Origin of the sequence: uncultured Azohydromonas sp. (assembly GCF_937926365.1) — a bacterium.
Lineage (GTDB): Bacteria > Pseudomonadota > Gammaproteobacteria > Burkholderiales > Burkholderiaceae_C > Azohydromonas.
The window spans coordinates 1-23,723 of sequence record NZ_CALAOH010000058.1 but is presented as its reverse complement, the minus strand read 5'-3'; the positions used below and the strand labels follow the sequence as shown (position 1 = coordinate 23,723).

The 23,723-nt window shown below is 72.2% G+C and carries 19 protein-coding genes and 1 pseudogene; 10 read left to right on the top strand and 10 right to left on the bottom strand.

Annotated features, from left to right (window positions below; genetic code table 11):
- Window positions 1-326 (bottom strand): annotated as a pseudogene (locus Q0741_RS06405) (hypothetical protein); the annotation flags it as partial.
- A 65-nt stretch (window positions 327-391) separates the two neighbouring features.
- The gene (locus Q0741_RS06400; RefSeq protein WP_298232366.1) at window positions 392-1,645 is read right to left on the bottom strand and encodes an AI-2E family transporter; all 1,254 of its coding nucleotides are present in this window, start codon (window positions 1,643-1,645) and stop codon (window positions 392-394) included.
- Window positions 1,646-1,773: 128 nt separating this feature from the next.
- Between Q0741_RS06400 and Q0741_RS06395 the strand changes: the two genes are divergently transcribed.
- Window positions 1,774-2,820, top strand: coding sequence for a YihY/virulence factor BrkB family protein (locus Q0741_RS06395; RefSeq protein ID WP_298232365.1), 1,047 nt, complete (start codon window positions 1,774-1,776; stop codon window positions 2,818-2,820).
- Window positions 2,821-2,850: 30 nt separating this feature from the next.
- Here the strand turns inward: Q0741_RS06395 and Q0741_RS06390 are convergent, their stop codons facing one another.
- Window positions 2,851-3,165 (bottom strand): BON domain-containing protein, encoded by a 315-nt coding sequence (locus tag Q0741_RS06390; protein ID WP_298232367.1) that lies wholly within the window; start codon window positions 3,163-3,165, stop codon window positions 2,851-2,853.
- A 303-nt stretch (window positions 3,166-3,468) separates the two neighbouring features.
- On the opposite strand from Q0741_RS06390, the gene Q0741_RS06385 reads away from it, so the two are divergent.
- The 4 genes from Q0741_RS06385 (at window position 3,469) to Q0741_RS06370 (ending at window position 6,878) form a co-directional block, all read left to right on the top strand.
- Window positions 3,469-4,404 (top strand): manganese catalase family protein, encoded by a 936-nt coding sequence (locus Q0741_RS06385; RefSeq protein ID WP_298232364.1) that lies wholly within the window; start codon window positions 3,469-3,471, stop codon window positions 4,402-4,404.
- Between the two features lie 3 nt (window positions 4,405-4,407).
- The gene (locus Q0741_RS06380) at window positions 4,408-5,331 is read left to right on the top strand and encodes a ZIP family metal transporter (protein WP_298232363.1); all 924 of its coding nucleotides are present in this window, start codon (window positions 4,408-4,410) and stop codon (window positions 5,329-5,331) included.
- Between the two features lie 170 nt (window positions 5,332-5,501).
- Complete coding sequence (locus Q0741_RS06375; protein WP_298232362.1) at window positions 5,502-6,161, top strand: phosphoribosyltransferase; 660 nt, start codon at window positions 5,502-5,504, stop codon at window positions 6,159-6,161.
- A gap of 51 nt (window positions 6,162-6,212) precedes the next feature.
- A complete protein-coding gene (locus Q0741_RS06370) occupies window positions 6,213-6,878 on the top strand; it encodes an alpha/beta family hydrolase (protein ID WP_298232361.1) in 666 nt (221 codons plus the stop codon).
- Window positions 6,879-6,967: 89 nt separating this feature from the next.
- On the opposite strand, the gene Q0741_RS06365 is transcribed toward Q0741_RS06370, so the two are convergent.
- Together Q0741_RS06365 and Q0741_RS06360 are read right to left on the bottom strand one after the other, a co-directional pair.
- Entirely contained in the window at window positions 6,968-10,642 is a 3,675-nt protein-coding gene (locus Q0741_RS06365) for an FAD-dependent oxidoreductase (protein ID WP_298232360.1), read from the bottom strand.
- A gap of 11 nt (window positions 10,643-10,653) precedes the next feature.
- Window positions 10,654-11,208, bottom strand: coding sequence for a hemerythrin domain-containing protein (locus Q0741_RS06360; RefSeq protein WP_298232359.1), 555 nt, complete (start codon window positions 11,206-11,208; stop codon window positions 10,654-10,656).
- 139 nt (window positions 11,209-11,347) lie between these two features.
- Between Q0741_RS06360 and Q0741_RS06355 the strand changes: the two genes are divergently transcribed.
- Both Q0741_RS06355 and Q0741_RS06350 read left to right on the top strand, forming a co-directional pair.
- Window positions 11,348-11,683 carry a hypothetical protein gene (locus Q0741_RS06355; RefSeq protein ID WP_298232358.1) on the top strand — a complete coding sequence of 112 codons (336 nt, stop codon included), beginning with the start codon at window positions 11,348-11,350 and terminating at the stop codon, window positions 11,681-11,683.
- A gap of 300 nt (window positions 11,684-11,983) precedes the next feature.
- A complete protein-coding gene (locus tag Q0741_RS06350; RefSeq protein ID WP_298232357.1) occupies window positions 11,984-13,444 on the top strand; it encodes an RNA polymerase factor sigma-54 in 1,461 nt (486 codons plus the stop codon).
- 234 nt (window positions 13,445-13,678) lie between these two features.
- On the opposite strand, the gene Q0741_RS06345 is transcribed toward Q0741_RS06350, so the two are convergent.
- The 3 genes from Q0741_RS06345 to Q0741_RS06335 all read right to left on the bottom strand — a co-directional run bounded on the left by Q0741_RS06345 (window position 13,679) and on the right by Q0741_RS06335 (window position 20,169).
- A complete protein-coding gene (locus Q0741_RS06345; RefSeq protein ID WP_298232356.1) occupies window positions 13,679-14,707 on the bottom strand; it encodes a cyanophycinase in 1,029 nt (342 codons plus the stop codon).
- Between the two features lie 125 nt (window positions 14,708-14,832).
- Window positions 14,833-17,913: a hypothetical protein gene (locus tag Q0741_RS06340; RefSeq protein WP_298232355.1), complete on the bottom strand. Its 3,081-nt coding sequence runs from the start codon at window positions 17,911-17,913 to the stop codon at window positions 14,833-14,835.
- 222 nt (window positions 17,914-18,135) lie between these two features.
- Window positions 18,136-20,169: an AsmA family protein gene (locus Q0741_RS06335; protein ID WP_298232354.1), complete on the bottom strand. Its 2,034-nt coding sequence runs from the start codon at window positions 20,167-20,169 to the stop codon at window positions 18,136-18,138.
- Window positions 20,170-20,306: 137 nt separating this feature from the next.
- On the opposite strand from Q0741_RS06335, the gene Q0741_RS06330 reads away from it, so the two are divergent.
- From Q0741_RS06330 to Q0741_RS06320, 3 genes are all read left to right on the top strand, one after another.
- A complete protein-coding gene (locus tag Q0741_RS06330) occupies window positions 20,307-21,380 on the top strand; it encodes a flavodoxin family protein (protein ID WP_298232353.1) in 1,074 nt (357 codons plus the stop codon).
- Between the two features lie 458 nt (window positions 21,381-21,838).
- Window positions 21,839-22,072: a hypothetical protein gene (locus Q0741_RS06325; protein ID WP_298232352.1), complete on the top strand. Its 234-nt coding sequence runs from the start codon at window positions 21,839-21,841 to the stop codon at window positions 22,070-22,072.
- Between the two features lie 108 nt (window positions 22,073-22,180).
- Complete coding sequence (locus Q0741_RS06320) at window positions 22,181-22,612, top strand: hypothetical protein (RefSeq protein WP_298232351.1); 432 nt, start codon at window positions 22,181-22,183, stop codon at window positions 22,610-22,612.
- A gap of 22 nt (window positions 22,613-22,634) precedes the next feature.
- On the opposite strand, the gene Q0741_RS06315 is transcribed toward Q0741_RS06320, so the two are convergent.
- Complete coding sequence (locus Q0741_RS06315; RefSeq protein WP_298232350.1) at window positions 22,635-23,099, bottom strand: DUF2269 domain-containing protein; 465 nt, start codon at window positions 23,097-23,099, stop codon at window positions 22,635-22,637.
- A partial coding sequence (locus Q0741_RS06310; protein ID WP_298232349.1) for a DoxX-like family protein occupies window positions 23,099-23,723 on the bottom strand: 625 nt, incomplete at its 5' end. The genes Q0741_RS06315 and Q0741_RS06310, both read right to left, overlap by 1 nt.

The following is a 23,723-nucleotide window of genomic DNA, read 5'->3' as shown; positions in this document are numbered from 1 at the left end:
CGCAGCGCCTCGGCGCCGGGCGCCAGGTGGGCGCCGCCGCGCAGCGCCAGGTGCACGCCGCGCCGAGCCGCGGCCAGCAGCGCCTGGTGCAGCGCCGTGGGCGCATCGCGTAGCAGGGCCTGATCCAGCTGCAGCTGGCGCCGCGAGCGCTCCACCGCGTCCAGCAGCGTGGGCAGCGCCTCGTCCAGCCAACGCGCCTGGTTGCCGGCGCACAGCGGCTGGCCCAGGCACTGCACCAGCGCCCGCGCGTGGCGCTGTTCCGCTTCGAGCTCGGCATGCCGGCGCTCGCGGAAGCGCGCCGTGCCGGAGGAGTGTTGCGAGGCCATGGTTTCGGGGGCTGTTCAGCAGCCGGCATGCCTGTCATGGCAGCCGTGGCCTGCCCGCCGCGGGCTCAGCCGGGCAGCCCGCGCGGACGCCGGCGCTTGTGGCGCAGCAGCGAGGCCAGCGAGGGTGGCGGGCGGCGGCTGCCTTCGAGGTAGACGCACAGCAGCCGCAGCCGGCGGTTGCGCTTGCACACGCTGCGCAGCCCCACCAGGATCGGCACGGCCAGCACCGCCCCGGCCACGCCCCACAACCAGGCCCAGAACATCACGGACAGCACGACCGAGATCGGGCTCAGCGACAGCCGCTTGCTCACGAACACCGGGCTGACCACGTTGGCCTCGATGGCGTGGATGAGCACATAGGCCGCCGCTGGCGCCACCAGCAGCGCCGAGTCGCCGAAGCTCAGCAGCCCGGCCGTGAGCAGCAGCAGCGTGGCCACCAGCGGGCCGATGTAGGGGATGAAGTTCAGCACCCCGGCCAGCGTGCCCCACAGCACCGGGTTGGGCAGCCCGATCCAGGCCATGGCGCCGCCCGTGACCAGCGCCACGCCCAGGTTGATGATGCTCAGCGCGCCCAGGAACTGGCCGATCTCCTGCTGCGCGCTGCGCACGCCCGCCACCACCAGCGCCCGCGTGCGCCGGCGCGGGATGGCCTCCACGGTGCGCGAGAGCATCCAGTGCTCGGAGGCCAGCAGGAAGTACAGCAGGATCACCGTGGTGGCCGCCGAGACGCCGAAACTCAGGACATGGCTGAGCACCAGGCGCGTGAGCGTGACGCCCTCGCTGGCGATCTTGTCCTTGATCGGGTCCGCCGGCGGCGGCGCGTTGCTGCGCGACACCGGCGGGCGCTCGGGCGGCGCCAGGATGGGGATGGCGCGGCGCAGGCGGTCGATCTGCTGCTCCACCGCCGTCATGACACTGGGTGCGCGTGCCCACCACTGCGCCGCGGGCGTGACCAGCGCGCTGCCCAGCAGCGCCGTGCCGCCCAGCAGCGCCAGCACCAGCACCAGCGCGCCCAGCACCTCCGGCACGCCGTGGCGGCGCAGCGCGCGCACCTGCGGCGACAACAGGAAGGTCAGCACCACCGCCACCACCACCGGCACCAGCAGCGGCTGCGCGACCTTCATCAGGAAAATGGTGGCGATGGCCAGCAGGCCCTTGAGTGCCGGGCTGCCGTGCCAGGGCGTGGGCACGGGCACCGGCGTGGCGGCCGCCGCGGGCGCGGGCGGCAGTGCTGACGCCGCTGCGGCGTCCAGGGGCTCGGCGCCGGCCACGCCGGCCAGCGCCGCGGGGTGGGTAAAAGAGGCAGGATCGGCGCTCATGGCGGCATGCGCGGGCCGCGGAACGGAGGACGGCGCATGCACGGCTCGCTCGGCGGAAAGGTGAATCGTCCCGGCTGCTCAGCAGCTTTCATGCCGCTGTGGGCACGCCATCTGCAGGAGTTCGGCGCATGAGCTTCGCTACTTGGCACCGCCATGCCTGGCACCGGTTGCCGCCGCCACTGCGGCGCACGCTGGTGTGGGTGTGGGCCTCGGTGCAGCGCTGGATCAACGCGGCCGGGCCGCAGCTCGGCGCCTCCATCGCCTTCTACACGATCTTCTCGCTGGCGCCGCTGCTGGTGATCGCCATCGCCATTGCTGGTGCGGTGTTCGGGCAGGAGGCCGCGCGCGGGCAGGTGGTGGCGCAGATCCAGGACCTGGTGGGCCTGCAGGCGGCGCAGGCGATCCAGGCCATGATCGAAGCGGCCTGGCGCCAGCCCGGCGGCGGCCTGGCCGCCGTGATGGGCTTGGCCACGCTGCTGGTGGGCGCCACGGGCGTGTTCGCGGAGCTGCAGCGCGCGCTCAACGCCATCGGCCACATCAAGCCCAAGCGCACCGGCGTGAGCGCCATGCTGCGCGTGCGGCTGACGGCCTTCGCGCTGCTGCTGGGCTTCGGCTTCCTGCTGATCGCCTCGCTGCTGGTGAGCGCCGTGCTGGCGGGCGTGCTGCAGGCGATCTCGGCGCGCTACCCGGCGCTGGCGGTGCTGGCGCGGGTGTCGGAGCTGGGCGTGTCGTTCCTGGTGCTGAGCGTGGCCTTCGGTTCGATCCTGCGCTGGCTGCCCGATGAGGCTCCGTCGCGCCGCGCGCTGATCATCTCGGCCTGCGTCAGCGCCGGGCTGTTCGTGGTGGGCAAGACCTTCATCGGCATGTACCTGGGGCGGGCCTCGGTGGCGTCGAGCTACGGCGCGGCGGGCTCCTTCGTGGTGGTGCTGCTGTGGGTGTATTACTCCTCGCAGATCCTGCTCTTCGGCGCGGCGCTGGGCCGGGAGTGGGACGCGCGGCAGCACAGGGTGACGGCGGCGCAGGCGGCGGCCCATGCGCGTGCGGGCGCGGGGCCGGCGCCCGGCGTGCCGGGTGGTGCTGCGGGTGGCACAGCGCCGCACCGGTTGCATGGGCAACCGGGTGGCGGCCCGCAGCGGGTGTCGTCAGCGCAGGGGCAGCGGGCGCGGCGGCATTGAGGCCGCTCCGCGCCCGTGGCGCGGGCCGGCTTACTGCGGCGCGCGCACCACGATGTTGTTGCGCACGTCCTTCACGTCCGGCACTTCGCGCACGATGCGGCCGGCCTCGGTGCGCTCGGCCTCGCTGGTGGCGAAGCCCGAGAGCTGCACCACGCCGTTGAGCGTGTCCACGTTGATGCGCATGGCGCTGACCTGCGGGTCCTTGGCCATGCGCGCCTTCACGCGCGAGGTGATGGTGGCGTCGTCCACGTACTGGCCCACCGTGCTCTGGCCACTGGTGACTGCGCAACCAGCGGCACCGAACATCAGGCTCACGGCCAGCATCGAGGCGGCGAAGGGGGACATGCGGCGTTGGGACATGGTGAGGTTCCTCCTGTGTCTGGTCGCCGGCAACAACACCGGCGATTCCGAGGCCCACAAGGCAAATGCCGCGCCCGGCCCCCGGCGGCGCCCCGGGGGCGGGCGTGGGTTCAGGCCCGGCATGCGGGCCGGATCCAGCGCCTATCCCTGGGTATGGGGCTTGCCTACTGCAGCACCAGGCGCCTGCTGACGCCGCGGCTCGCGCAGTCGCGACGGCAGCCGCTGTCACTCACCCTTCCTGCAACACCCCCGGTGGGCCCGGTGCCCGCCAAGCACAGGAGTTTTTCGATGTTTGCCCACAACAAGGCATTGCAGTACACGGTCCGCGTCAACGAGACCAACCCCGGTCTGGCAAACCTGCTGCTGGAGCAGTTCGGCGGTCCGCAGGGCGAGCTGGCCGCGGCCGGCCGCTACTTCACGCAGTACCTGGCCGAGGACGACCCCGGCCGGCGCGACATGCTCATCGACATCGCCACCGAGGAGCTCAGCCACCTGGAGGTGATCGGCACGCTGGTGTGCATGCTCAACAAGGGCGCCAAGGGCGAGATTTCCGAAGGCGTGGACAAGGAGGGCGAGCTCTACCGCAAGATCTCCGGCCGCGGCAACGACTCGCACGTCACGCAGGTGCTCTACGGCGCCGGCGCGCCGCTGACCAACTCCGCCGGCGTGCCCTGGACGGCGGCCTACATCGACACCATCGGCGATCCCACCAGCGACCTGCGCTCCAACATCGCCGCCGAGGCGCGCGCCAAGATCATCTACGAGCGGCTGATCAACCTCACCGACGATCCCGGCGTGAAGGAGGCCCTGGGCTTCCTGATGACGCGCGAGATCGCGCACCAGCAGAGCTTCGAGAAGGCGCTGTACTCCATCCAGGGCAACTTCCCGCCGGGCAAGCTGCCGGGCATGCCGCAGTTCTCGCAGGTGTACTACGACATGTCGCAGGGCGAGGGCAACGCGCGCGGGCCGTGGAACAGCGACGAGCACTTCAACGTCGTGAGCGAGCGCGGCCAGCAGATCGGCGTGGACGGCAAGGGCGGCACCTTCGACGTGAAACTCACCTCCACCGAGGCCAAGATCGCGCAGCAGCTGATGATGCGCACGCGCTCGGCGCAAGTCGGCGACCCCATCACCGGCGCCGAACTCGGCAGCGACGGCACCGCGCCGCAGTCGCCGGACGCGGCGCAGCCGCCCCTGTCGCCGCGCTCGGGCCAGCAGGGCTGAGCCATGGCGGTCGAGCAGCATCCCGGCGGGCCTCGGGCCCATGCGCTGAGCCCGGTGCTCAAGCCGCGCCAGCGGCTGGGGCTGCTGCTCTTCGCGGCCGGCTGCCTGGCCGGCGGCTCCCTGCTGTGGGAGTCGCTGGCGGACTGGCCGCTAGCGGTGCGCCAGGCCCTGCTGGCCGGCGGCATCGCCGCCGCGGCCACGGCGCTGGGCACGCTGCCGGTGCTGCTGGCGCAGCAGAGCTCCACGCGCACGCGCGACACGATGCTGGGCTTCGGCGCCGGCGTGATGCTGGCGGCCTGCGCCTTCTCGCTGACCATCCCGGGCCTGAACGCCGCGCAGGCCCAGGGCGCCGGGCCGTGGGAGGCGGGGGCGATCGTCGGCGGCGGCATCGTGCTCGGGGCGCTGCTGCTGCTGGTGCTGGACCGCTGGCTGCCGCACGAGCACTTCATCAAAGGTTTCGAGCGCGACAACCCGCGCGCGCACGCGCTCAAGCGCACGTGGCTGTTCGTGTTCGCGGTGTCGCTGCACAACCTGCCGGAGGGGCTGGCCATCGGCGTGGCCTTCGCCGGCACGGACCTGGTGGGCGCCAGCGCGCTGGCCACGGGCATCGCGATCCAGGACGTGCCCGAGGGGCTGGTGATCGCGCTGGCGCTGCAGGGCGTGGGCTACACGCGCGGCTTCTCGGTGTTCCTGGGCGCGGTGTCGGGGGCGATCGAGCCCGTGGGCGCGGTACTGGGCGCGGCAGTGATCGGGCTGTCAGCCAGCCTGCTGCCCTGGGGCCTGGCCTTCGCGGCCGGGGCGATGCTCTTCGTCATCAGCCACGAGATCATCCCGGAGTCGCACCGCGCCGGGCACGAGGGACACGCCACGATGGGACTGATCATCGGCTTCGTGCTGATGATGGTGCTGGATACGGCGCTGGGGTGAGGCGCATCGGGCTTCGTGCTGGAGGCTGATGTGGCGCACCTGTCGCATCGCGTCAGCCACGAGCGCCACGCCTTCTTCGAGCTGACGGCTGAAGGGTGACCCGCACCGTTCGGCGGTTCCCGAACAGGCACCGCGCTTGCCGCGCCCTGCGGGAATCAGCCTCGTGCGCCATGCCCATGCTCCAGTACCTCGATCGCCGCGACGCCGGCCGGCGTCTGGCGGCGCTGTTGTCACCCTGGCCCAAGCCCACGCCGCCGCTGGTGCTGGGCCTGCCGCGCGGCGGCGTGCCGGTGGCGTTCGAGATCGCCCGGGCGCTGAAGGCGCCGCTGGACATCCTGCTGGTGCGCAAGCTGGGCGCGCCGCACAACCCGGAGCTGGGCCTCGGCGCGGTGGTGGAGGGTGACCCGCCGCAGCGCTTCCTCAACCCCGAGCTGATGGCGCTGGTGCAGCCTTCGGACGACTACATCGAGGCCGAGGTGGCGCGGCAGCTCGCGCGCATCGAGGAGCAGCGGCAGCGGCTGCGCGGCGGGCGTCCGCCGCCGGCGGTGGCCGGGCGCGAGGTGGTGCTGGTGGACGACGGCATCGCCACCGGCGGCACGGTGCGCGCGGGGCTGCAGGCGCTTGCCGGCATGGGCGCGGCGCGCACGGTGCTGGCCGTGCCCGTGGGCCCGCCGCAGACGCTGGCGCAACTGCCGCTGCCCGAAGGCGACGTGGTGTGCCCGCTGCAGCCCTACGACCTGGGCGCGGTGGGGCGCTTCTACCTCGACTTCGACCAGACCGAGGACGAGGAAGTCGTCCGGCTGCTGGACGAGGCCGCCCACGCCGGCTGAACGGCGCCGCAGGTACCACTCATTCATTCATCACCCAGGAAGGAACCCGCCATGCAACCTCCAGCCTCCGCCACCGTGGCCGCCGCCGCTACCGAGCAGCCCGTGACGCTGCCGCCGCACGGCCTACCGGGCCTGCTGGTGCTGCCGCCGCAGCCGCGCGGCGTGGTGCTGATCGCGCATGGCAGCGGCAGCGACCACCTGAGCCCGCGCCATCGCCATACGGCGCAGGTGCTGGCCGAGGCGGGCCTGGCCTCGCTGCGGGCGGACATGCTCACGCTGCAGGAGTCGCTGGACCGACGCAACACCTTCGACATCCCGCTGCTGGCCACGCGGTTGGTGGAGGCGGCGCGCTGGTTGCAACAGCAGCCGGGCACGGCCGGGCTGCCGCTGGGCGCCCTGGGCGCGAGTACCGGCGCGGCGGCGGCGTTGCTGGCGGCGCATCAGGACGGCGCCATCCGGGCCGTGGTGTCGCGCGGTGGCCGTCCGGACTTGGCGGACGGGGCGTTGGACTCGCTGCGCATCCCCGTGCTGCTGATCGTCGGCGAGCTCGACACCGAGGTGCTGCAGCTCAACGAGCAGGCGCGGCAGGCGCTGGGCGAGTCCTGCGAGCTGCTGGTGATCCCGGGCGCGACGCACCTGTTCGACGAGCCGGGGACGCTGGAGGCGGCGTCGAAGGCGGCAGCGGGGTGGTTTCAGAAGCAACTGGTGCAGCCCTGAGGGCTGGGCGACGGCGGCGCAGCGCCGGGACGGACCAGGGCGCGTGGCGCCCTGGCTGACGCGGTGCCGCAATCACCAATGGCCGGTTTTCACCCCGCCTGCTGCTGCAGCGCCGCCCCGTCGGCCCGGCGCTGCGCCAGCAGCGTCATCACCAGTTCGGCCGCCTGACGGCCGGCGGTGAAGGCGTGCGGTGCGCCGTCGGGCTGCCAGCGGCCGTGGTGGCCGGCCAGCACGATGCCGTGCTCGGCGAACCACTGCCGGATCAGCACCAGCGACGCCTGCTGCGTCGCATCGGGCAGCGCGCGCGCGCAGGGCAGGTCCAGCTGCGAGGCGAATTGCACCGGGTCGGCGCTGGTGAACAGCCCGATGCGGCGGCAGTCCTCGATCACGCGGTCGATCAGCGCGGCGCCCTCGCAGGGCAGCGGCTTGTCGGGCCCGTAGGCGATCTCGCAGCACAGCGCAAAGCCGGCCGGAGCGTTGTTGTGCGGGCTGGCATTGCCCTGCACGAACACGCGCTGGAACACCGTGCCTGCCGGCGCCGTGATCCAGTGCGCCTCGGTCAGCGCCTGGCGCCCGGGTGCCAGGCCGATACCCAGGTTCACGCAGCGCAGCGAGCCCTGGCGCAGCCCGCGCGCGGCGTTGCGCAGCTCGGCCGGCGCCTCGTCGCCGCAGGCCTGCACCAGCGCCGGCAGCGGCATGGTGCTCACCAGCGTGTCGAAGCGCAGCGAGCGCCCGTCGTCCAGCCGCACCGTGCGGCGCGAGGGCGAGAGGTGCAGCAGCGTGGTCTTGAGCGCCAGGTCGCAGTCCAGCACCGGCAGGAAGGCGTCCATCAGCGCCTGGAAGCCGCCGCGCACCGGGTAGCCGAAGTCGCGGTCCTCGCGCAGCGGCGGCAGCCCTTCCTGCGAGACGGGGTTGTCGGCGTGCCGCACGCGCGGGGGCTGCCAGTGCAGGTTGTCGCCCAGCAGCCGCTCGGCCAGCGCGCGCACCTCGGGGTCGGCCGACTGCAGCACGTGCGCGCCGTGGTCGAAGGTGTAGCCCTGCTGGTGCACCGAGCGGCAGCCACCGCCCACGTGCTCCTCGCGCTCCACCACCAGCGTGTCGTGGCCCTCGCCGTGCAGGCCCAGGGTGTAGGCCGCCGCCAGCCCCGTGGCGCCGGCGCCGACGATGAGGTGCCGCACCGCCGGCGGCTGCGCCGCGGCCGGGGTGCGGGTGAGCGTCGCGGCCGCGGCGCTTTCGGCGCTCTCGGCCGGCGCCAGCCCGGCCAGCTCGCGCAGCGCCGCCGGCGAGTCCACCGTCGAGTCGCGCAGCGCCTGGTGCAGGCAGCGCAGCACCGTGCGCGCGCTGCGGTCCCACGACACCTTGCGCAGCGCCTCCTGCATGCGTCCCACCAGCAGCCGGCGCTGCGCCTCGGTGAGCGCGAGCATCTCCTCGCAGCCGGCGATGAAGTCGGCGTGGTCGCGCCCGATGCGCACCACGTCGCCGTAGGGCACCTCCACGTCGCGCACGGCGGTGGAGACCACCGGCTTCTCGCCGGCCATGTACTCCAGCGTCTTGGTCGGGCTGATGAAGCGCGTGGACTCGTTGAGCGCGAAAGGCATCAGGCACAGGTCCCAGGCCGCCATCAGGTGCGGCAGCATCGCGTAGCTCTGCATGCCGAGGTAGGTGATGTTGGCGCGCTGCGGCAGCGTGGCCGGGTCGATCTTGACCACCGGGCCCACCATCACCAGCTGCCACTCCGGATGGGCATCGGCGACGGCCGCCACGAGATCCAGGTCCAGCCGCTCGTCGATCACGCCGTAGAAGCCCAGGCGCGGCCCCGGGGCGATGTTGGCCTGCAGCCGCTGCGCCTCCACCGCCTCGGCGCTGTCGGCCTTCAGGCGCTGCGGCGCGAAGTGGTTGACGTCCACCGAGCTGGGCAGGCAGTGCACGTTGGGATGCAGCGGACGCTTGGCCTCATACAGCGCCGGGCCGCCGGTGAACACCACGCTGGCCATCTTCATGAGCGCCGTCTCGCGCTGGCGCAACTGCTTGGGTGCGTTCTTGAAGGCCGAGAGCTCGTCCATGCAGTCGTACACCACCACCCGCGGCTTGAGCGCGGCGACCAGCGGCAGCGCCATGGGCGTGTAGAACCACACCAGGCTGTCTTCCACGCCCTGCTCGCGCAGGAACTCCGCCAGCAGCGGTTTCAACAGGCTGAGCTGGTCGTCGTGGAAGCCCGGGGCCGTGACCGGCGTGCGCGGCACCAGCACTTCGAGATTGGGCCCCTGCGGCACGCGGTCCACCCGCGGCTCGCCTTCGCAGTGGATGGGCTCCTCCACGAACAGCACGCGGTAGAACTCGGCCAGGCGCGAGAGCAGGTGCTGGGGGCGCTGGTACACGAATCCCCAGCGCAGGTGCGAGAACACGACCAGGGAGGGCAGGACAGTGCCCGGTGCGGACGAAGGGGGCATGGCGGTTCCTCGATTGGGGGTGAAGTCCGTTTGACCAGAGGGAAGAGGCAGGCGGGATGCCGGCTCGGCCAGCCGCGTCTGCCACCAGCGCAGCGCGCCGGCGTATTCGGTGTTCAGCAGCCGGGGGAAGGCTTCCGGTGCTTCCCGCGGGGCCCCGTGAGGCGCCCCGGGACCTTCCTCCATCGCCCCGGGCGCGGGCGGCTGCACGTCCCAGAGCCCGCTGTGGTGCCAGTGGCCGGGTGTGTCCCAGTCGGGACGGTCCACCACCGGGTACAGGCAGAGGCCTTTTACCGGCACGCCGTCCTCGCGTGCGCGCTGCACCTGCGTGGCCATGTCGTGCAGCCAGGCCACGCGGCCGGCGCCGACGTGGCTGGTTTCGGCCACAACGATCGGGCGGTGATAGCGCTGCCAGGTCTCGCGCAGCAGCAGCGCCGGCGGCTTGCGGCGCGGGTCCTGCTCGTGCCAGCGCAACCGCTTTTCGGTGAGCAGCTCCCACTGGCCGCTGTGGTAGTGGTTGACACCGACGATGTCGAGCGCTTGCGGATGGCCGCCGAGCTGCGGCTCGCTGCGCCCGGCCAGCATGTCCCAGGCTTGCCACTGGTAGGCGGCCACCTCGTCGGACTGCGGCCGCAGCTCCGGGCGCCCCGGCGGCGGCACCACGTGCACCAGCGGGTCGATGTGCATGAAGCGCGCGCGCGGGTCCACGCGGCGGATAGCCTCCACCGCCGCCAGCGCCGCGCGCACCAGGCGGCGCTTGACGTCGTAGCCGCTGGTGAGCGTGCTCTCCAACGGGCCCTGCAGGCGCAAGCCATAGGGATGCATCAGCCGGCTGGCCGACACGGCCCAGGCCAGGAAGCTGATCTCGTTGATGGGGGTATAGATGGGCGGCAGCTCGCTTTCCTCGCCCAGCACCCGTGCCGCGGCGGCGGCGAAGGCGGCGAAGCGCGGGATCCAGCCGTCGTCGAACAGATCCACGTCCGGCGGCGTGCCGTAGTGCATCAGGCTCCACAGCAGCTGCACGCCGTGGCGCCGCGCGCAGCGCGCCATGCGGCGCGCGCGTGTGAAGTCGAAGACACCGGGCGCGGTCTCGGTCAGGCGCCAGCCCAGGCTCTCGCGCAGGCTGCGCAGGCCCAGCCCGGCGCAGCGGGCGTAGTCCTCGTCCAGCCGCTGCAGGTGCCCGTTGGCGCGCACCATGTCCAGCGGCCGGCCGTGGGCGTTCACATGGTCGGCACCTTCGAAGCCGCCGATCCAGAAGGACCGCAGGGGCACATCGGTCGGCGGCAGTGGGGTTGAGTCGGTCGGCAGGGCGGACATCGGCCCCGGGCTCAGGCCTCGTCCTGCCCAGCCGTCAGCGGCGCGGTCTGTTGCGGCAGCAGCTCTTCCATCAGCTCGGCCTTGCGCGCGGCCATCTGTTCGCCCAGGGCGGCCCAGTCCACCTTGTTGCCGGCCTTCTCGCACTGCTCGAAGAGCTCGCCTTCCTCTTCCTTGATGTGGTGCTTCACGTACTCGCCCAGCACCGTGAAGGTGGCGGCGAACTTGCCGTCCATCTGGCCGCCCTGCTGCATGGTCTGCAGCTGCTCGATGAGCTGCTTGGCGGAGTTGTGCTCGACCTCGGCCTCGTCCAGCAGGTCCTGCTCCTTGAGCGCCTGGCGCACGGCGGGGTAGAAGATCTCTTCCTCCAGCGTGGTGTGCACCTGCAGCTCGCCGCAGGTCTGCTCCACCAGTTCCTTGCATTCGTCGGGCTGCTTCTCGGCGTCGAGCTTCTCGAAGTCCTTGAAGGCTTTCTTCGCGCGCTTGTGGTCTTCCTTGAGCATGTTCAGCACCTGCTCGCGCGCGGCCGCGGCGCCGGTGGAACGGGTGGTCTTTTCAGCGGTGGGCATGGGCCAGCTCCTTGAGGGATGTCGGATCGGTGATGGCGTCCTTTCGGCAAGCGACGTGCCCCGGACAACGTGACGGGCAGGAATGAAAGCTGCCGCCTCAACCATCAATGCCCCAGGCAAGGACTTCACAGGAGCCACCATGCGAGAAGCGCGAGAACCCGTGCAGACGCCCCAGGACGCCGACCCCGGCCTGCCCAAGGGCGCCCCCCACAACCCGCCCGATGCGCGGCCGGGCCACGGCATGACCCAATCCTCCAAGGGCGGTGCGCCGGGGCCGCGGCTGCCGCACGAGCGCGACGAGTCGGCGCACGAGCAGCAGGCCACGCCCAACACCAGCCCCGAGGAGGCGCAGCAGGCCTATGCCGACGTGGAGGCCGGGCTGCAGGACACCAGCTACGGCCACGCCACCGATCCCGCCTACCACCAGCAGGTCACGCCCGGCAGCGCCAGCCCGCCACCCAAGCGCACGCGCTGAGGCGTGTTCTTGCCGCGGCGCCGCAGCGCTTGCGGCAAAGCCGTTACGCCGGGGCCGCCACGGCAGCGGCGCCCGTGTGCCGGACTCCGCTTGCTCTGGCCGGTCATTTTTTTGATTACAGATTGCAAGCGCTCGCAGACCTCCGGTGTGAGGGGAGAGCGCCGCGCCAAGGACGTGGGCGCGCTATGACTGCATCAACCGTTACGGAAAGTTTTTGGCCTGCAAGACTGGCATGAATGGTGCGGACTGAGTGCCTGCCAAGACGCCGAATGGGCGTCTATTCCAATGAGGAGCTACTGAATGAACGCACCCGTGCTTCGCACCGAGCACCGGCAGCAGCAGGCCCTGTCCCCCCGTCTGCAGCAGGCCGTGCGGCTGTTGCAGTTGTCGTCGCTGGATTTCGCGCAGGAGGTGATGGACGCGCTGGGCCGCAACCCGTTCCTGGAGGCGGACGAGAGCGAGGACGCCCCCGCCACGCCCGATGCCGAGGGCGCGCCGCTGGCGGCCGATGCGCTGACCAGCGTCACGGTGCCCGAGGCCACCGAGGCACCCGATTACGGCAGTTCCGACAGCGCCATGGAGCGCGACGCCGAGCGCGACAGCTGGCAGGCCGACGGCAGCAGCGGCAACCGCAAGCGCGAGGACGGCGAGCTCAGCCTGATGGACACGATGGCGGTGCAGCACTCGCTGGCCGAGCATCTGCACGGGCAGCTCAACCTGCTGCCGCTGTCGCTGCGCGACATGGCGCTGGCCAAGGCCATCGTGGAGTCGCTGGACGACGACGGCTATCTGCGCGTGCCGCTGGAGGAGTTGGCGCAGGTATGCGAGCTCGACCCGGAGGCCACGCTGGAGGAGATGCAGATCGCGCTCAAGCGCGTGCAGTCGCTGGAGCCCGCGGGCGTGGCCGCGCGCAGCGTGCAGGAGTGCCTGCTGCTGCAGCTGCCGGCCATCGAGTGCTCGCACCAGCGCGCGCTGGCGCAGGCCGTCATCAGCGAGAAGCTCGATGCGCTGGCGGCCAAGGACGTCAACTCGCTCTCGCGCTTCCTCTCGCGCCCGGTGGAGGAGGTCGAGGCCGTGTGCGCGCGCATCCGCCGGCTCGATCCGCGCCCGGGCTGGCGCTATGGCGCGGCCAACATCCAGTACCTGACGCCTGACGTGATCGTGCGCAAGGTGCGCGGCCAGTGGGTGGCGACGCTCAACCCGGCGATCGTGCCCAAGGTGCGGCTGAACCGTGTCTATGCCGAGCTGTTCCAGCGCCACCGCAACGGCATGCATGCCGAGCTGGCGGCGCACCTGCAGGAGGCGCGCTGGACGGTGCGCAACGTGGAGCAGCGCTTCTCCACCATCGTCAGTGTGGCGCAGGCGATCGTGAACCGGCAGCGCCACTTCCTGGAGTACGGCGCGATGGCGATGAAGCCGCTGGGCCTGCGCGAGATCGCCGACGAGGTGGGGTTGCACGAATCGACCGTTTCGCGCGTGACCAACAACAAGTACATGGCCACGCCGCTGGGCGTGTTCGAGCTGAAGTACTTCTTCTCGCGCGCCATGGCCACGGCCGGCGGCGGCACCTGCTCGGCCACGGCCATTCGCGGGTTGATCAAGGACATGATCGAGGCCGAGCGGCCCGAGGCGCCGCTGTCGGATGCCGAGATCGCGCGCCAGCTCGCGCGCCAGGGCCTGGTAGTGGCGCGGCGCACCGTCACCAAGTACCGCCAGACGCTGCGCATCGAGGCGGTGGAGCGGCGCAGGAAGCACGTCTGAGGGTTTGCTGCTGATGCGCACCGGGGCCGGCCGGTGCCGCGTCGCAACGCCGCTGGGCTCTGGAGAGTCCGGCGGCGTTTTCACATCTCATACCAGTTCTTGACGCCGACTTAAAGAATCCCGTCACACCCGCGGAGGCGGGTGTCCACGAACTCCGGGCGGCATCCCGGTCCGCGTGGATGCCCGCCTGCGCGGGCATGACGGAATTACTTCACCGGCAATCGCGAACTGGAATCACACCGCCCGCACCAGCACCTCCACCGCCTCCTGCAGCCCCGGCGCCGCCACCGTCGTGCCGTCGGCCTGCAGCCCCAGCCGCTGCCCCGCTTGCAGCACGTGCACGCGCAGCCCGGCCAGGGTGAGCCGGTCGCCGGGCTGCGCGCGCTCGATGCTCGACGCCATGTGGCGGCCGTCGAGCAGCGTCACCGCGCCGCTGCCCACCACCTCGATGGCGCCGCGCTCCACCACCAGCGCCGTGTCCTCGTCGATGCCCACGCCCAGCAGCTGCGGGTGCTGGGCCACGGCCGACATCAGCCGCGCCAGGCGGCGGCGCTCGGAGAAGTGCTGGTCGATGATGGCCCCGGGCAGCAGGTCCAGGCCCTCGTCGAGCAGCACCACGTCCTTCTCCGGCAGCAGCGGGGCGCGGCCGCCGGCGAGCATCTGGCGCGACAGCGCCGCCGCCCCGGCGCTGGTGCCGGCCACGCACAGGCCGCGCTGCGCCCGCGCACGGCGCAGCGCTTCGGCCACCGCGCTGCCGCCCAGCACCGACAGCAGCCGGCGCTGGTCGCCGCCGGTGAGGAAGACGCCGTCGGCGGCCAGGATCTCGCGCACCGCCGCCGGCGCGTCGGCCTCCTCGCGCGAGGACAGGCCCAGCTCCACGCAGCGCTGCACGCCCAGCGCCGCGAAGGCGCGCTCGTAGCCGGCCCACAGGATCTGCGGCACCGTGCTGGCGGCGGTGAGCACCACGATGCGCGCCTGCGGCCCGCCGCAGTGCTGCACGAAGCGGCGCAGCACCGCCATCCCCTCGCGCCGGTCCTCGTTGCCGCCGATGGCCAGGAGCACGGCGCCGGTGTCGCCTTGCAGCGGCGCGGTGGGCTGTCGTCGCCGGTCCTCGCGCACGCCGGGCACGCTGCCGGCGCGCGCTGGCGTGGTGGCTCGGGCCCGGGTGAAGGGCAGGGTGGAACCGCCCAGCGTGGCCAGGCTCAACAGCATGGCCCTACGGTGCTGCAGCAGCCGGCTGAAGGCGCGGGGAACACGTTTCATGGAACTCCCTGAAGAACGACGCGTGTGTTGGAGGAGCGCGCCCGGGGCGCGGTTGCATCAAAGAAAAAGGCGCCCCGTGGGGGGCGCCCTGCTCAAGCGGCGCCTGACAGCGCGCCGCCCTTACCTTAGCTCTTGGAGCTGCCGGACGAGGAGCCGGAGGAACCCGACGCACCCGGGCTGCTGCTGGATGAGCCGATGGAGGTGGCCGAGCTGCCACTGTGGCTGCCGGTGGCGCTGCCGCTGCTCAGGGAACTGCCTGCACTCTTGCCGCCGTTGCCGGAACCCAGACTGCTGCTCGACCCCAGGCCGCCGGTGCTGCCGCTGCCGGACAGGGCGCTGCCCCCCGAAGTGCTCAGCCCCGCCGCCGAGGAGGCGCCGCCGGTGCTGGTGCCCGAGGACACGTTGCTGCTGCCGGAGGACGAGGCCGAGCTGGAGCCGCTGTGGCTGCTACCAGAAGACAGGCTGCTGGTGCTGCCCGACTTCTCGGCGCTGCTGCCGCTGAGGCTGCTGGGGGCCGTGGACAGGCTGCTGCCCTGGCCCGCGCCGGTGCTGCCGCCGCCGGCGGTCAGCGATGAGCCGCCGCCACCGAGCCCGGCACCGCTGGCGCCGCTGCCGCCGATGCTGCTGCTGCCCGTGCCGCCGCCCGAGGTGCTGCTGCCCGAACCCAGGCTGCCAGCGGACAGCCCGCTGCCCGAGGCGCTGCTGCTGCCCAGGGCGCGGTCGGCGTCATTGCCGCGGCTCAGGTCCGAGGTGCCGGCGCTGCTGTCCAGCGAGGACAGGCTCGCGCCCATGCCGGCGCTGCTCTGGCTCAGGCCCTGGCTGCTGATGGAGGACGAGCCGGTCGAAGAGGCACTGGCCTCGCCGCCGGAGGCGCCGGATTGCGAGCCCATGCTGCCCGGCGTGCCCTGGTTGCCGAAGCGCTGGGACCCCAGCCCGGACGAGGCACCGCCGAGCCCGCCGCCCTGGCTGCTGCCCGTGGTGCTGCCGCCGCCCAGGGACGAGGAGCTGCCACCCTGCGAGCCGCCGCGGCTGCTGCGCCACTGGCTGAACTCGTCGCTGAACTTCTTGTAGCGGTCCTGGCGCCAGCTGCGGTAGTCGTCATCCAGGCTGCGCATCTGCTCGGTGCGCCACTGCTGGTACTCGGGGTCGAAGTGTTCGCCCTCGTGCGAGCCCTGAGACCCGTGCTGGCCCCAGGAGGGCTGCTGCCCGCCGTAGCCCCGGCCCTGCGAGCCCTCGAAGCTCTGCGAGCCGCCCCAACTGCCGGAGCCACTGCCGCCGCCTTGCTGGTGCAGGTTGCCGCTGAACTGGCTGGCCTGGTGGCTGCTGCCGCCGTAGCTGCTTTGCGAGGGACCGCCTTGCTGGCCGCTGCCGTAGGAGGAGCCGCCCTGCTGGCCGCCGTAGCCACTGAACTGGCTGTGCTGGCCGCTGCCCGGGTAGGTGCCGCCCATGCCCTGCTGGCTGCCGCCGTGCTGGCCCCACTGGCCTTGCTGGCTGCCATAGCCGCCGGACTGGCTGTGCTGGCTGCTGCCGTAACCGCCCTGGCCGCCCCATTGGCCACCGCCTTGCTGGCCGCCGTAGCCGCCACCCTGGCTGCTGCCGTAGTCACCGCCCTGGTAGCCCTGCTGGCCGCCGAAACCGGACTGGCTGTGCTGCGGGTTGCCACCGAAGCCGCCCTGGCTGCCGTGCTGGCTCATCTGCGTGTGCTGGCCGCCGTAGCCGCCAGACTGGGTGTGCTGGCCGCTGCCCCAGGTGCTGCCCTGGTGCTGGCTGCCGCCGTACTGCTCGCCGCCGCCGAAGTTGCTCAGGTGCTGCTGGGCGCCGTGGCGGTTCTCGTTGATGCCGGGGCCGTAGGTGCTGCCCTGCATCCCGCTGCCGTAGCCGCTGAGATGCGTGCCGCTGCCGCGCATGTCGTCGCCGTAGCCGCCTTGCGGGCTGCTGTGCAGGCCGCCGTGCTGGCCGCCGCCGGAGAGGGTGCTGGCCTGCATGCCGCCCTGGCGGCTGCCGCCTGGTCCACCCTGGCCGCTGTAGCCGCTGCCCATGCCGCCGCCCATGCCGCTGTGCTGGCTGCCCCACTGGCCGGCCTGCTGGTCGCCGCCCCAGGCCCCGCTCATCGACCCATGCTGGCCGCCGGTGAAGCTGGTGGCGTGCTGGCCGCCGCCGAAGCCGCCGCCGGACTGGCTCTGCTGGCTGCTGAAGCCGGTGCCCGACTGGCCGCCGCCCGTGTACTGGCCCCACTGGCTGCCCTGCTGGCCGCCCTGGGTGTGCTGGTAGCCGCCGCCGCTCTGGCTGTGCTGGCCGCCCTGGTAGCCGCCGTAGCCGCCCTGGGCGCCGTAGCCGCTCTGGCCCATGCCGCCGCGCATGTCATCCGCGTAGCCGCCTTGGTTGCCGCCGTGCTGCTGGCCGAGGTTGGCGCCCTGGCTGTGCTGGCCGCCTGGCTGTCCCCACTGGCCGCCGCCGGAGGACTGGCTGTGCTGGCTGCCGTAGATGCTGGAGGCGCCGGTCTGCTGGCCCCAGTCGCGCTGTCCGCCCCAGCCGCCGCCTTGCTGGCCCTGGCCGCCGGACTGGGCGTGCTGCGGGTTGCCCTGGTAGCTGCCTTGATAGCTGCCCTGGTGCCCGCCCTGGGCGCTGTGGGAGCCGTAGTCGGTGCCTGGCTGGTTGCGGCTCTGCAGGCCCCAGTTGCCGCCTTCCTGCTGGCCGGGGAGGGATCCGGACTGCGCATGCTGGCCGCTGCCCTGGTAGCTGCCTTGGTAGGCGCCCTCGTGGCCGCCGTGCAGGCTGTGCGAGCCGTAATCGGTGCCGCCGCCTTGCTGGCGCCATTGCTGGCTGCCTTGCTGCTGCTGGCCGCCCTGGGAGGGCTGATCGGTGCGGCCCATCTGGCCCAGGCCGCCGAAGGGGCTGCCCTGCTCGAAGGTGCCGCCGCCCCAGTTCTGCGCGTGCTGCTGGGCGCTGCGGTCGTCACGGCCGGTCCACTGGTCGCTCTGGGAGCCGCCGTAGTTGGCGTCGTTGCCCATGCCGCGGCCGTAGGCACCGCTCACCATGTCTTGCGCGCTGTGCTGGCGCCCACCGCTGTAGTCGCCGTAGGTGCTGCCGGCCTCGGTACGCTGGCCGGCGCTGTAGCCGCCTTGCTCGTGCTGCTGGCGGCCCTGACCCGACCGGCCTTCGTCGCTGCGGTAGTCCTGGCGGCCGGATTGGTCGTGCTGGCTCATGTGTTGTCCTTTCATGGTTGCTCTTCCCTACCGACGTCGCGGACTGCGCGGCGGCTGGAGCCGGGCGCAGGGGCGTCAGTCCTGGCTTACGGCAAGGCCTGTTCCCAGGGGGTGTAGCGGGAAAGAGACGGCCGCGTGCCGCGATGTGGGGCGCGGCGGTGGCTGCTGGCGGCGTTGGCGCTTCGCGGCCGGGTTGCGTTTCAGAGACGTGCCGCGCGCCTTTCAGCGGCTGAACTTGCGCAGCGTCTGCTGGCAGCCGGCCTTGTCCTGCTCGCCGGGGTCCATCAGCGGCAGGATCGCCGCCAGCGGGTTGACGAAGGCCAGCGCCGTCGCGGCGCCGAGCTTGAGCGCCAGCTTGCCCCGCTCGAGGCTCACCTCGGGCTCGGCGAAGCTGCCCTCGACGTGCACCGGCGAGCGCAGCGACAGCGGTGAAAAGTCCTTGGGCCGGGCCGCGAGCGTGAGGTTCAGGCTTTCCTTGGCCAGCGACACCTCGCCACTGGCCAGGATGGTGGTGTCGCTGGTGTCGAACACCGCCACCTCCGGGCGCACCAGCCCGTCCTGCACCTTCACCCGCACCACGGCGCAGTTCAGCGGCAGGCGCTGGTCGCCCTTGACCAGCACGCCCAGCGCCTGCGCCACGTCCAGGCCCAGGCCCTCGATCACCAGGTGCGACAGCGCGCCGTTGCGCACCCACAGGTCCAGGCCGCCGTCGAGCGAGGCCAGCATGGCGGCGGTGGATCGGCCCACGCCGCGCAGCTGCGCCTGTCCGCCCAGGATGCCGCTGACGTAGCCGGGCGCGGGCTTGTCTTCCCCGCGGTGCTCGGCGGCGGTGACGTTGCGCGGCTTGACGAAGCGCTCCAGTTGCACGTCGGACCAGCGCAGGCCGGCCTGCCACTGCGGCTGCTCGCTGCGGGCATCCAGGCCGATCTGGCCGCGCAACTCGCCGCCGGCGGTGCGCGCCACCAGGTCCTGCAGCGTGAGCACACGGTCCTTCAGCAGCACCCGGGCCTGCAGCGGATGGAAGCTTTCCAGTGCACCGGTGCCCAGGAAGGCGTTGTCCAGGTCGATGCGCACATCGGCCTGCATCCGGCCCAACTCGGGCAGGTCGAACTCCTGCTGTGGCAGCACGCGGCTGCGCTTGGCCGGCGGCGCGGACTGGGCGGGCCCTTCGCCTTGGGCGGCGGCGCCCAGCGCCGGGGCCAGGTCCGACAGCGCCAGCCGCTGCCCGGCCAGCGTGCCGGACAGGCGCGGCGGCTTGAGGGTGGGGTCGAAATCGAACTCGCCGCGCATGCGGCTGCTGCCCACGGTGAAGGACTCCACCAGCGCATGCCAACGCTCATCCTTTTTGGCGATGGTCCCTGCCATCTGGAAGGGGCCGGTGGTGGGCAGCGTCAGGCTCAGGAAGCCGCCGGCACCGGCCAGCGAGGCGCCCTTGACCTGGAAGCGCGCCTGCAGCGCGCGCAGCGACATCACGTCGGCGACGCGGCCGTCCAGGTCGATCCGGGTATGCGCCGCCTCCACGTGCAGCTTGATGGGCACGAGCTGCGAGCCGTCGCCACCGACCAGCGGCAGCACGCCGCCGGCTTCCAGCCGCATCGCCAGCGGCTTGCCCTGCCAGCGGCCCTCGGCCTCGGCGCGCAGCCCGGCATTGGCGCCGCCGGCGCTGCCCTCGCTGGTGCTGAGGCGGCCGTCCACCGACACCGCGTGCTGCGCGTCCTCCAAACGCAGCCGGCCCTGGCGCAACTGCAGCTCGCCGAAGCGCGGCAGCAGCAGCGGCTCCTCCTCGCCCCTGGGCTTGGGCGGCTTGGGCGGGCCGAACTTGAAGTTGGCGCGGCCGTCCTTGGACTGCGCCAGGTTGGCGTCGAGCTGCTCCAGCGTCAGCGAGGTGATCTCCACCGTCTCCAGCCCTTCGCCGCGGCGCAGGGCCAGCAGCGAGGCATACGGGACGGCCATGCGCACTCCGGTGGCGTGGAGCAGCGGGCGCGGCTGCTTTTGCTCGTCGAACAGGAAGGGCGCACCTTCGGGGTTGCCCAGCAGGATCTCGCTGCACTGCAACCGCACGGAGCCCAGCAGGTGCAGCCTGAAGGTGGGGCCGCAGCGGACCTCGCGCTGCAGCGCGGTAGAGAGTCGGCTTTGCAGCGGATCGCGCAGGAAGCGCCAGCCCAGGGCTTCGCACAGGCCCAGGATCAGCACCAGCAGGGCCAGTGCTCCCAGCAGCCAGCGGCCAAGGCGGCCGATGCGGAATGCGGTTGCCATGCCTGAAAGCTCGGCAAGCCCCATGCCGCGCCGACATGGCGGGAATGGGCCTTGCACCCGGCCGCCCAGGCTTTTCCTGGAGGTGTCCGCATGAGATCCGCAGGGGTTCCTGACTGCCCCGTGGCCGGGGCGCGGCCATGAGCGGCGGCGTGCGCAAGGGCCAGACGCCGCCCATGCTGGAGCGGGCGGCCTTCGGTGAGCGCTTCAGGCAGGGCTTCGTCGATCCGGCCTTCCGGGCCGAGGACGCGGCGATCGCGCGGCTGGAGGAGATCGCGTGGCAGGCGTACCAGCAGGGCCGCAAGGCGCCGCTGAGCTCGCCGGCGGGGCCGGGCTTCGCCGATCCAGGCTATGAGCTCTCCGACGAGTGGCGCGCCACGCGCGAGCGGCTGCTGGCGGCGCAGGCGCGCCAGCAGGACCCGGCCACGCCCTCGCGCGTGCTGCTGGTGTGCGGCTCGCCGCGCAACGACGGCACGTGCCCGGGCGAGCGCTCCAAGAGCCACCGGCTGGTGATGCTGGCCAGCGAGGTGCTGGCCGGCGCCGGCATCGAGCCCGACGTGCTGGACCTGAGCCTGCTGACCTCGCAGCCGGGGCGGCGCATCTTTCCGTGCAAGGGCTGCGTCTCCACCGCCATGCCGCTGTGCCACTGGCCGTGCTCGTGCTACCCGAACCACTCGCTGCAGCAGACCGGCGACTGGATGGCGGAGATCTACGAGCGCTGGGTGGCGGCGCACGGGGTGCTGATCGTCACGCCGGTGCACTGGTACCAGGCCTCCAGCGCGCTGAAGCTGATGATCGACCGGCTGGTGTGCGCCGATGGCGGCAACCCGGACCCCACCAGCACCGGCGGCAAGGACCCGGAGAAGGCCAAGGCACTGGAGCTGCGGGGCTGGTCCTATCCCAAGCACCTGGCCGGCCGCGCCTACGGGCTGGTGGTGCACGGCGACGTGGCGGGCACCGACGGCGTGCGGCGCGCGCTGGCGGACTGGCTGGACTGGATGGGGCTGGTGGACGCGGGCGCGTTGTCGCGGCTGGACCGCTACATCGGCTATTGGCAGCCCTATGCCACCAGCCACGACGCGCTGGACGCCGATGCCGCGCTGCAGGAGGAGGTGCGCAACGTGGCGCGCGCGCTGGCGCAGGCGGTGGCGGCGCTGCGCGCGGGGAAGCTGGCGGAGCCGGGGCGGGATTTGAGGCCGCCGCGGCCGAAGTGAAGGAGGCTGGTTCTTCGCGGCCGCAAGGCTGAAGCGCCAGGCGAAGCGCGGTTCGCCGTGAAGCAGCAAAAGAGGGGAGGGGTCCGAAAAGGACCCCGGGCCCGAAGCCGCCATATTGGGGAAGGAGGGGAGGGAGACTGGCAGCGACGGTGGTGTGCCCGGGGCTGCCGGATGGAAAGCATGGTTCGTGCCATGACAATTGTCATGGGAGTCCTGGGCGCTTCCTCCCTTGTGCGACAGGGGTTTGCGCGCTACTGAGGGCCGGCCGACCTCCTGGAATACCCTCAGCCGCAGCCGTGCTTACTGGCGCTTTTTGCCGAGGATCGGCAAAGGCGGTGGCCTCGGTGCCCGGTGGTGGGGCGCGGCGCCGGCGGCCGGTGTGCGTGCTCGTGAAAGTCCGGGTGGCGTCGGGCGCGCGGCTTGCAGCGCTGCTCGCCCGCCTTGTCCGGAGCGCACGCATGAAGCTTGATGAACCCTTGGCCTGTTCCTGGCGTCTGCATGAGCTGCCCGTGGCGCCGCCGCCCGAGGCGCCACCTCGCGGGCCGGCGCGGCCGGCCGAGATGCCCGAGCCCGATGAGCCGCCGGGCGAGATCAACGACCCGCCGCCGGGTGAGACGCCGCTGCAGGATCCGCATCCGCCGCGTCCGATGCTGCACCGGCGCGTGTGGCACCCAGGCCGCGCACTTCATTGAAATGTCAAACAGCACCGTTGCGGTGCTCCTGTTGTTTCAATCACCGTGGCGGCATCGGGCGCAGACTTGACGCTTGTTGTGTTGAATCAAGCGCGCTCGATCATGGACATGCCTGCCCTGAACGTGGACTGGGAAACCGGCGAAGGCCAACTCGACCTGGGCCGCCTGGCGGAGATGCCCGCGTCGTTCCGGCGCGACGTGCTGCGCGACTGGCAGCGCCAGATCGAGCAGGCGCTGTTCCGCGCCGAGGACGAGCTGCAGCCCGACAAGCGCATGGACGCGCTGCACGACCAGCGCTTCCAGAACGCGCGCCGGCGCGCGATGTGCGAGCGGTTGTCGGGCGCGCAGGTGCTGCTGGCCGAGCCGCTGGTCAACGGCGACGTGCTGCTGCACCTGCAGGGCGGCGACACGGTGGTGATGTTCGCGCGCCACGAGGACGTGAAGTTCAACGTCGTGCGCGACGCCGACCGCGCGCGGCATTTCGCCTCCACCGACAACACGGGCGACTACTACGTGCGCGAGGACTACGCGCCGACGTGAGCCCGCAGGGCTACCGGCTGCCTCAAGCCGGCTTCGCCACCATCAGATAGAACACGGCCACCAGCGCCAGGAAGGCCGGCACGCCCAGGGCGGTCCAGACCTTGAGCAGCGCGAAGTAGCGCGGCGGCAGCGGCTGGTTGTGCGTGACCGCGGCCTGCGCCAGGGCGCGCATGCGGATCTGGATCCACACCACCGGCAGCCAGCAGGCGCCGGCCACGAAATACAGGACGAAGCTCCAGAAGATCCATGGGGTGCTCAGCGGGATGCCGGCCAGGTGCGCCATGTACCAGCCGCTCAGGGGCTGGAAGATGATGGTCGTGGTGGTGAACAGCCAGTCGGCCAGCACCACGTAGCGCACCACGATGGCCACGGCGCGAGGGTCGCGCGTGAGGCTGGTGAAGAACATGTAGTAGGCCGATCCCAGCCCGGTGCCGAACAGCAGCGTGCTGGAGAGGATGTGCAGCCACTTGGCGACGAGGTAGTCCATCAGCGGGTCTCCGGGGCCTGCGCCTCGCGCGGCTCCAGCGCGGCCAGCAGGGCCAGCGCCGCCAGGATGGGCAGGTTCTTGGTCAACGGTCCGTAGGGATGGAGCCAGAACTCGGGCAGCCGCCACGTGATCAGCAGCGTGTAGAAGCCGATCAGCCCAGCCTGCGTCGCCCACAGCCAGCGCCGCGCACGCGGGCGCAGCGGCCACAGTGTCAGGATGCCCAGCACCAGGTCGAAGCCCGCGGCGCCGTAGAGCATGAGCGGCTGCAGCGCGTCCGGGATGCCGGTGCGCGACAGCAGCTCGTAGCTCTGCTGCACCGGGTACAGGCCGAAGGAGACGGCGGCCGTGATGATCCACACCAGCGCCAGCGACAGGCGCAGCAGCGGCAGCGTCCAGCCCAGCCGCGCCTGCGCGCGGGCGCCAGCGGCGCGCTCGCGCGGAATGAAATCCTGCGGCGGGCGGGGCGCGCGGCCCAGCAGCGCGGTGATGGCCTCGGCCGAGGCGGCGTTGCCCTGCTGCAGCATCGCCCAGCTGTCGGCGTCCAGCATGGGGCTGCCCAGGCGGCCGGCGAGGCGGGCGCCCAGGGCCGCCAGCGGCGCGGGCACGCTCAGCACCGGCGCGCGC

Bases quoted from the DNA above. Each gene is read 5' to 3' on its own strand.
- Q0741_RS06400 (WP_298232366.1), bottom strand. From the start codon at position 1,645: ATGAGCGCCGATCCTGCCTCTTTTACCCACCCCGCGGCGCTGGCCGGC.
- Q0741_RS06395 (WP_298232365.1), top strand. From the start codon at position 1,774: ATGAGCTTCGCTACTTGGCACCGCCATGCCTGGCACCGGTTGCCGCCG.
- Q0741_RS06390 (WP_298232367.1), bottom strand. From the start codon at position 3,165: ATGTCCCCCTTCGCCGCCTCGATGCTGGCCGTGAGCCTGATGTTCGGT.
- Q0741_RS06385 (WP_298232364.1), top strand. From the start codon at position 3,469: ATGTTTGCCCACAACAAGGCATTGCAGTACACGGTCCGCGTCAACGAG.
- Q0741_RS06380 (WP_298232363.1), top strand. From the start codon at position 4,408: ATGGCGGTCGAGCAGCATCCCGGCGGGCCTCGGGCCCATGCGCTGAGC.
- Q0741_RS06375 (WP_298232362.1), top strand. From the start codon at position 5,502: ATGCCCATGCTCCAGTACCTCGATCGCCGCGACGCCGGCCGGCGTCTG.
- Q0741_RS06370 (WP_298232361.1), top strand. From the start codon at position 6,213: ATGCAACCTCCAGCCTCCGCCACCGTGGCCGCCGCCGCTACCGAGCAG.
- Q0741_RS06365 (WP_298232360.1), bottom strand. From the start codon at position 10,642: ATGTCCGCCCTGCCGACCGACTCAACCCCACTGCCGCCGACCGATGTG.
- Q0741_RS06360 (WP_298232359.1), bottom strand. From the start codon at position 11,208: ATGCCCACCGCTGAAAAGACCACCCGTTCCACCGGCGCCGCGGCCGCG.
- Q0741_RS06355 (WP_298232358.1), top strand. From the start codon at position 11,348: ATGCGAGAAGCGCGAGAACCCGTGCAGACGCCCCAGGACGCCGACCCC.
- Q0741_RS06350 (WP_298232357.1), top strand. From the start codon at position 11,984: ATGAACGCACCCGTGCTTCGCACCGAGCACCGGCAGCAGCAGGCCCTG.
- Q0741_RS06345 (WP_298232356.1), bottom strand. From the start codon at position 14,707: ATGAAACGTGTTCCCCGCGCCTTCAGCCGGCTGCTGCAGCACCGTAGG.
- Q0741_RS06340 (WP_298232355.1), bottom strand. From the start codon at position 17,913: ATGAGCCAGCACGACCAATCCGGCCGCCAGGACTACCGCAGCGACGAA.
- Q0741_RS06335 (WP_298232354.1), bottom strand. From the start codon at position 20,169: ATGGCAACCGCATTCCGCATCGGCCGCCTTGGCCGCTGGCTGCTGGGA.
- Q0741_RS06330 (WP_298232353.1), top strand. From the start codon at position 20,307: ATGAGCGGCGGCGTGCGCAAGGGCCAGACGCCGCCCATGCTGGAGCGG.
- Q0741_RS06325 (WP_298232352.1), top strand. From the start codon at position 21,839: ATGAAGCTTGATGAACCCTTGGCCTGTTCCTGGCGTCTGCATGAGCTG.
- Q0741_RS06320 (WP_298232351.1), top strand. From the start codon at position 22,181: ATGCCTGCCCTGAACGTGGACTGGGAAACCGGCGAAGGCCAACTCGAC.
- Q0741_RS06315 (WP_298232350.1), bottom strand. From the start codon at position 23,099: ATGGACTACCTCGTCGCCAAGTGGCTGCACATCCTCTCCAGCACGCTG.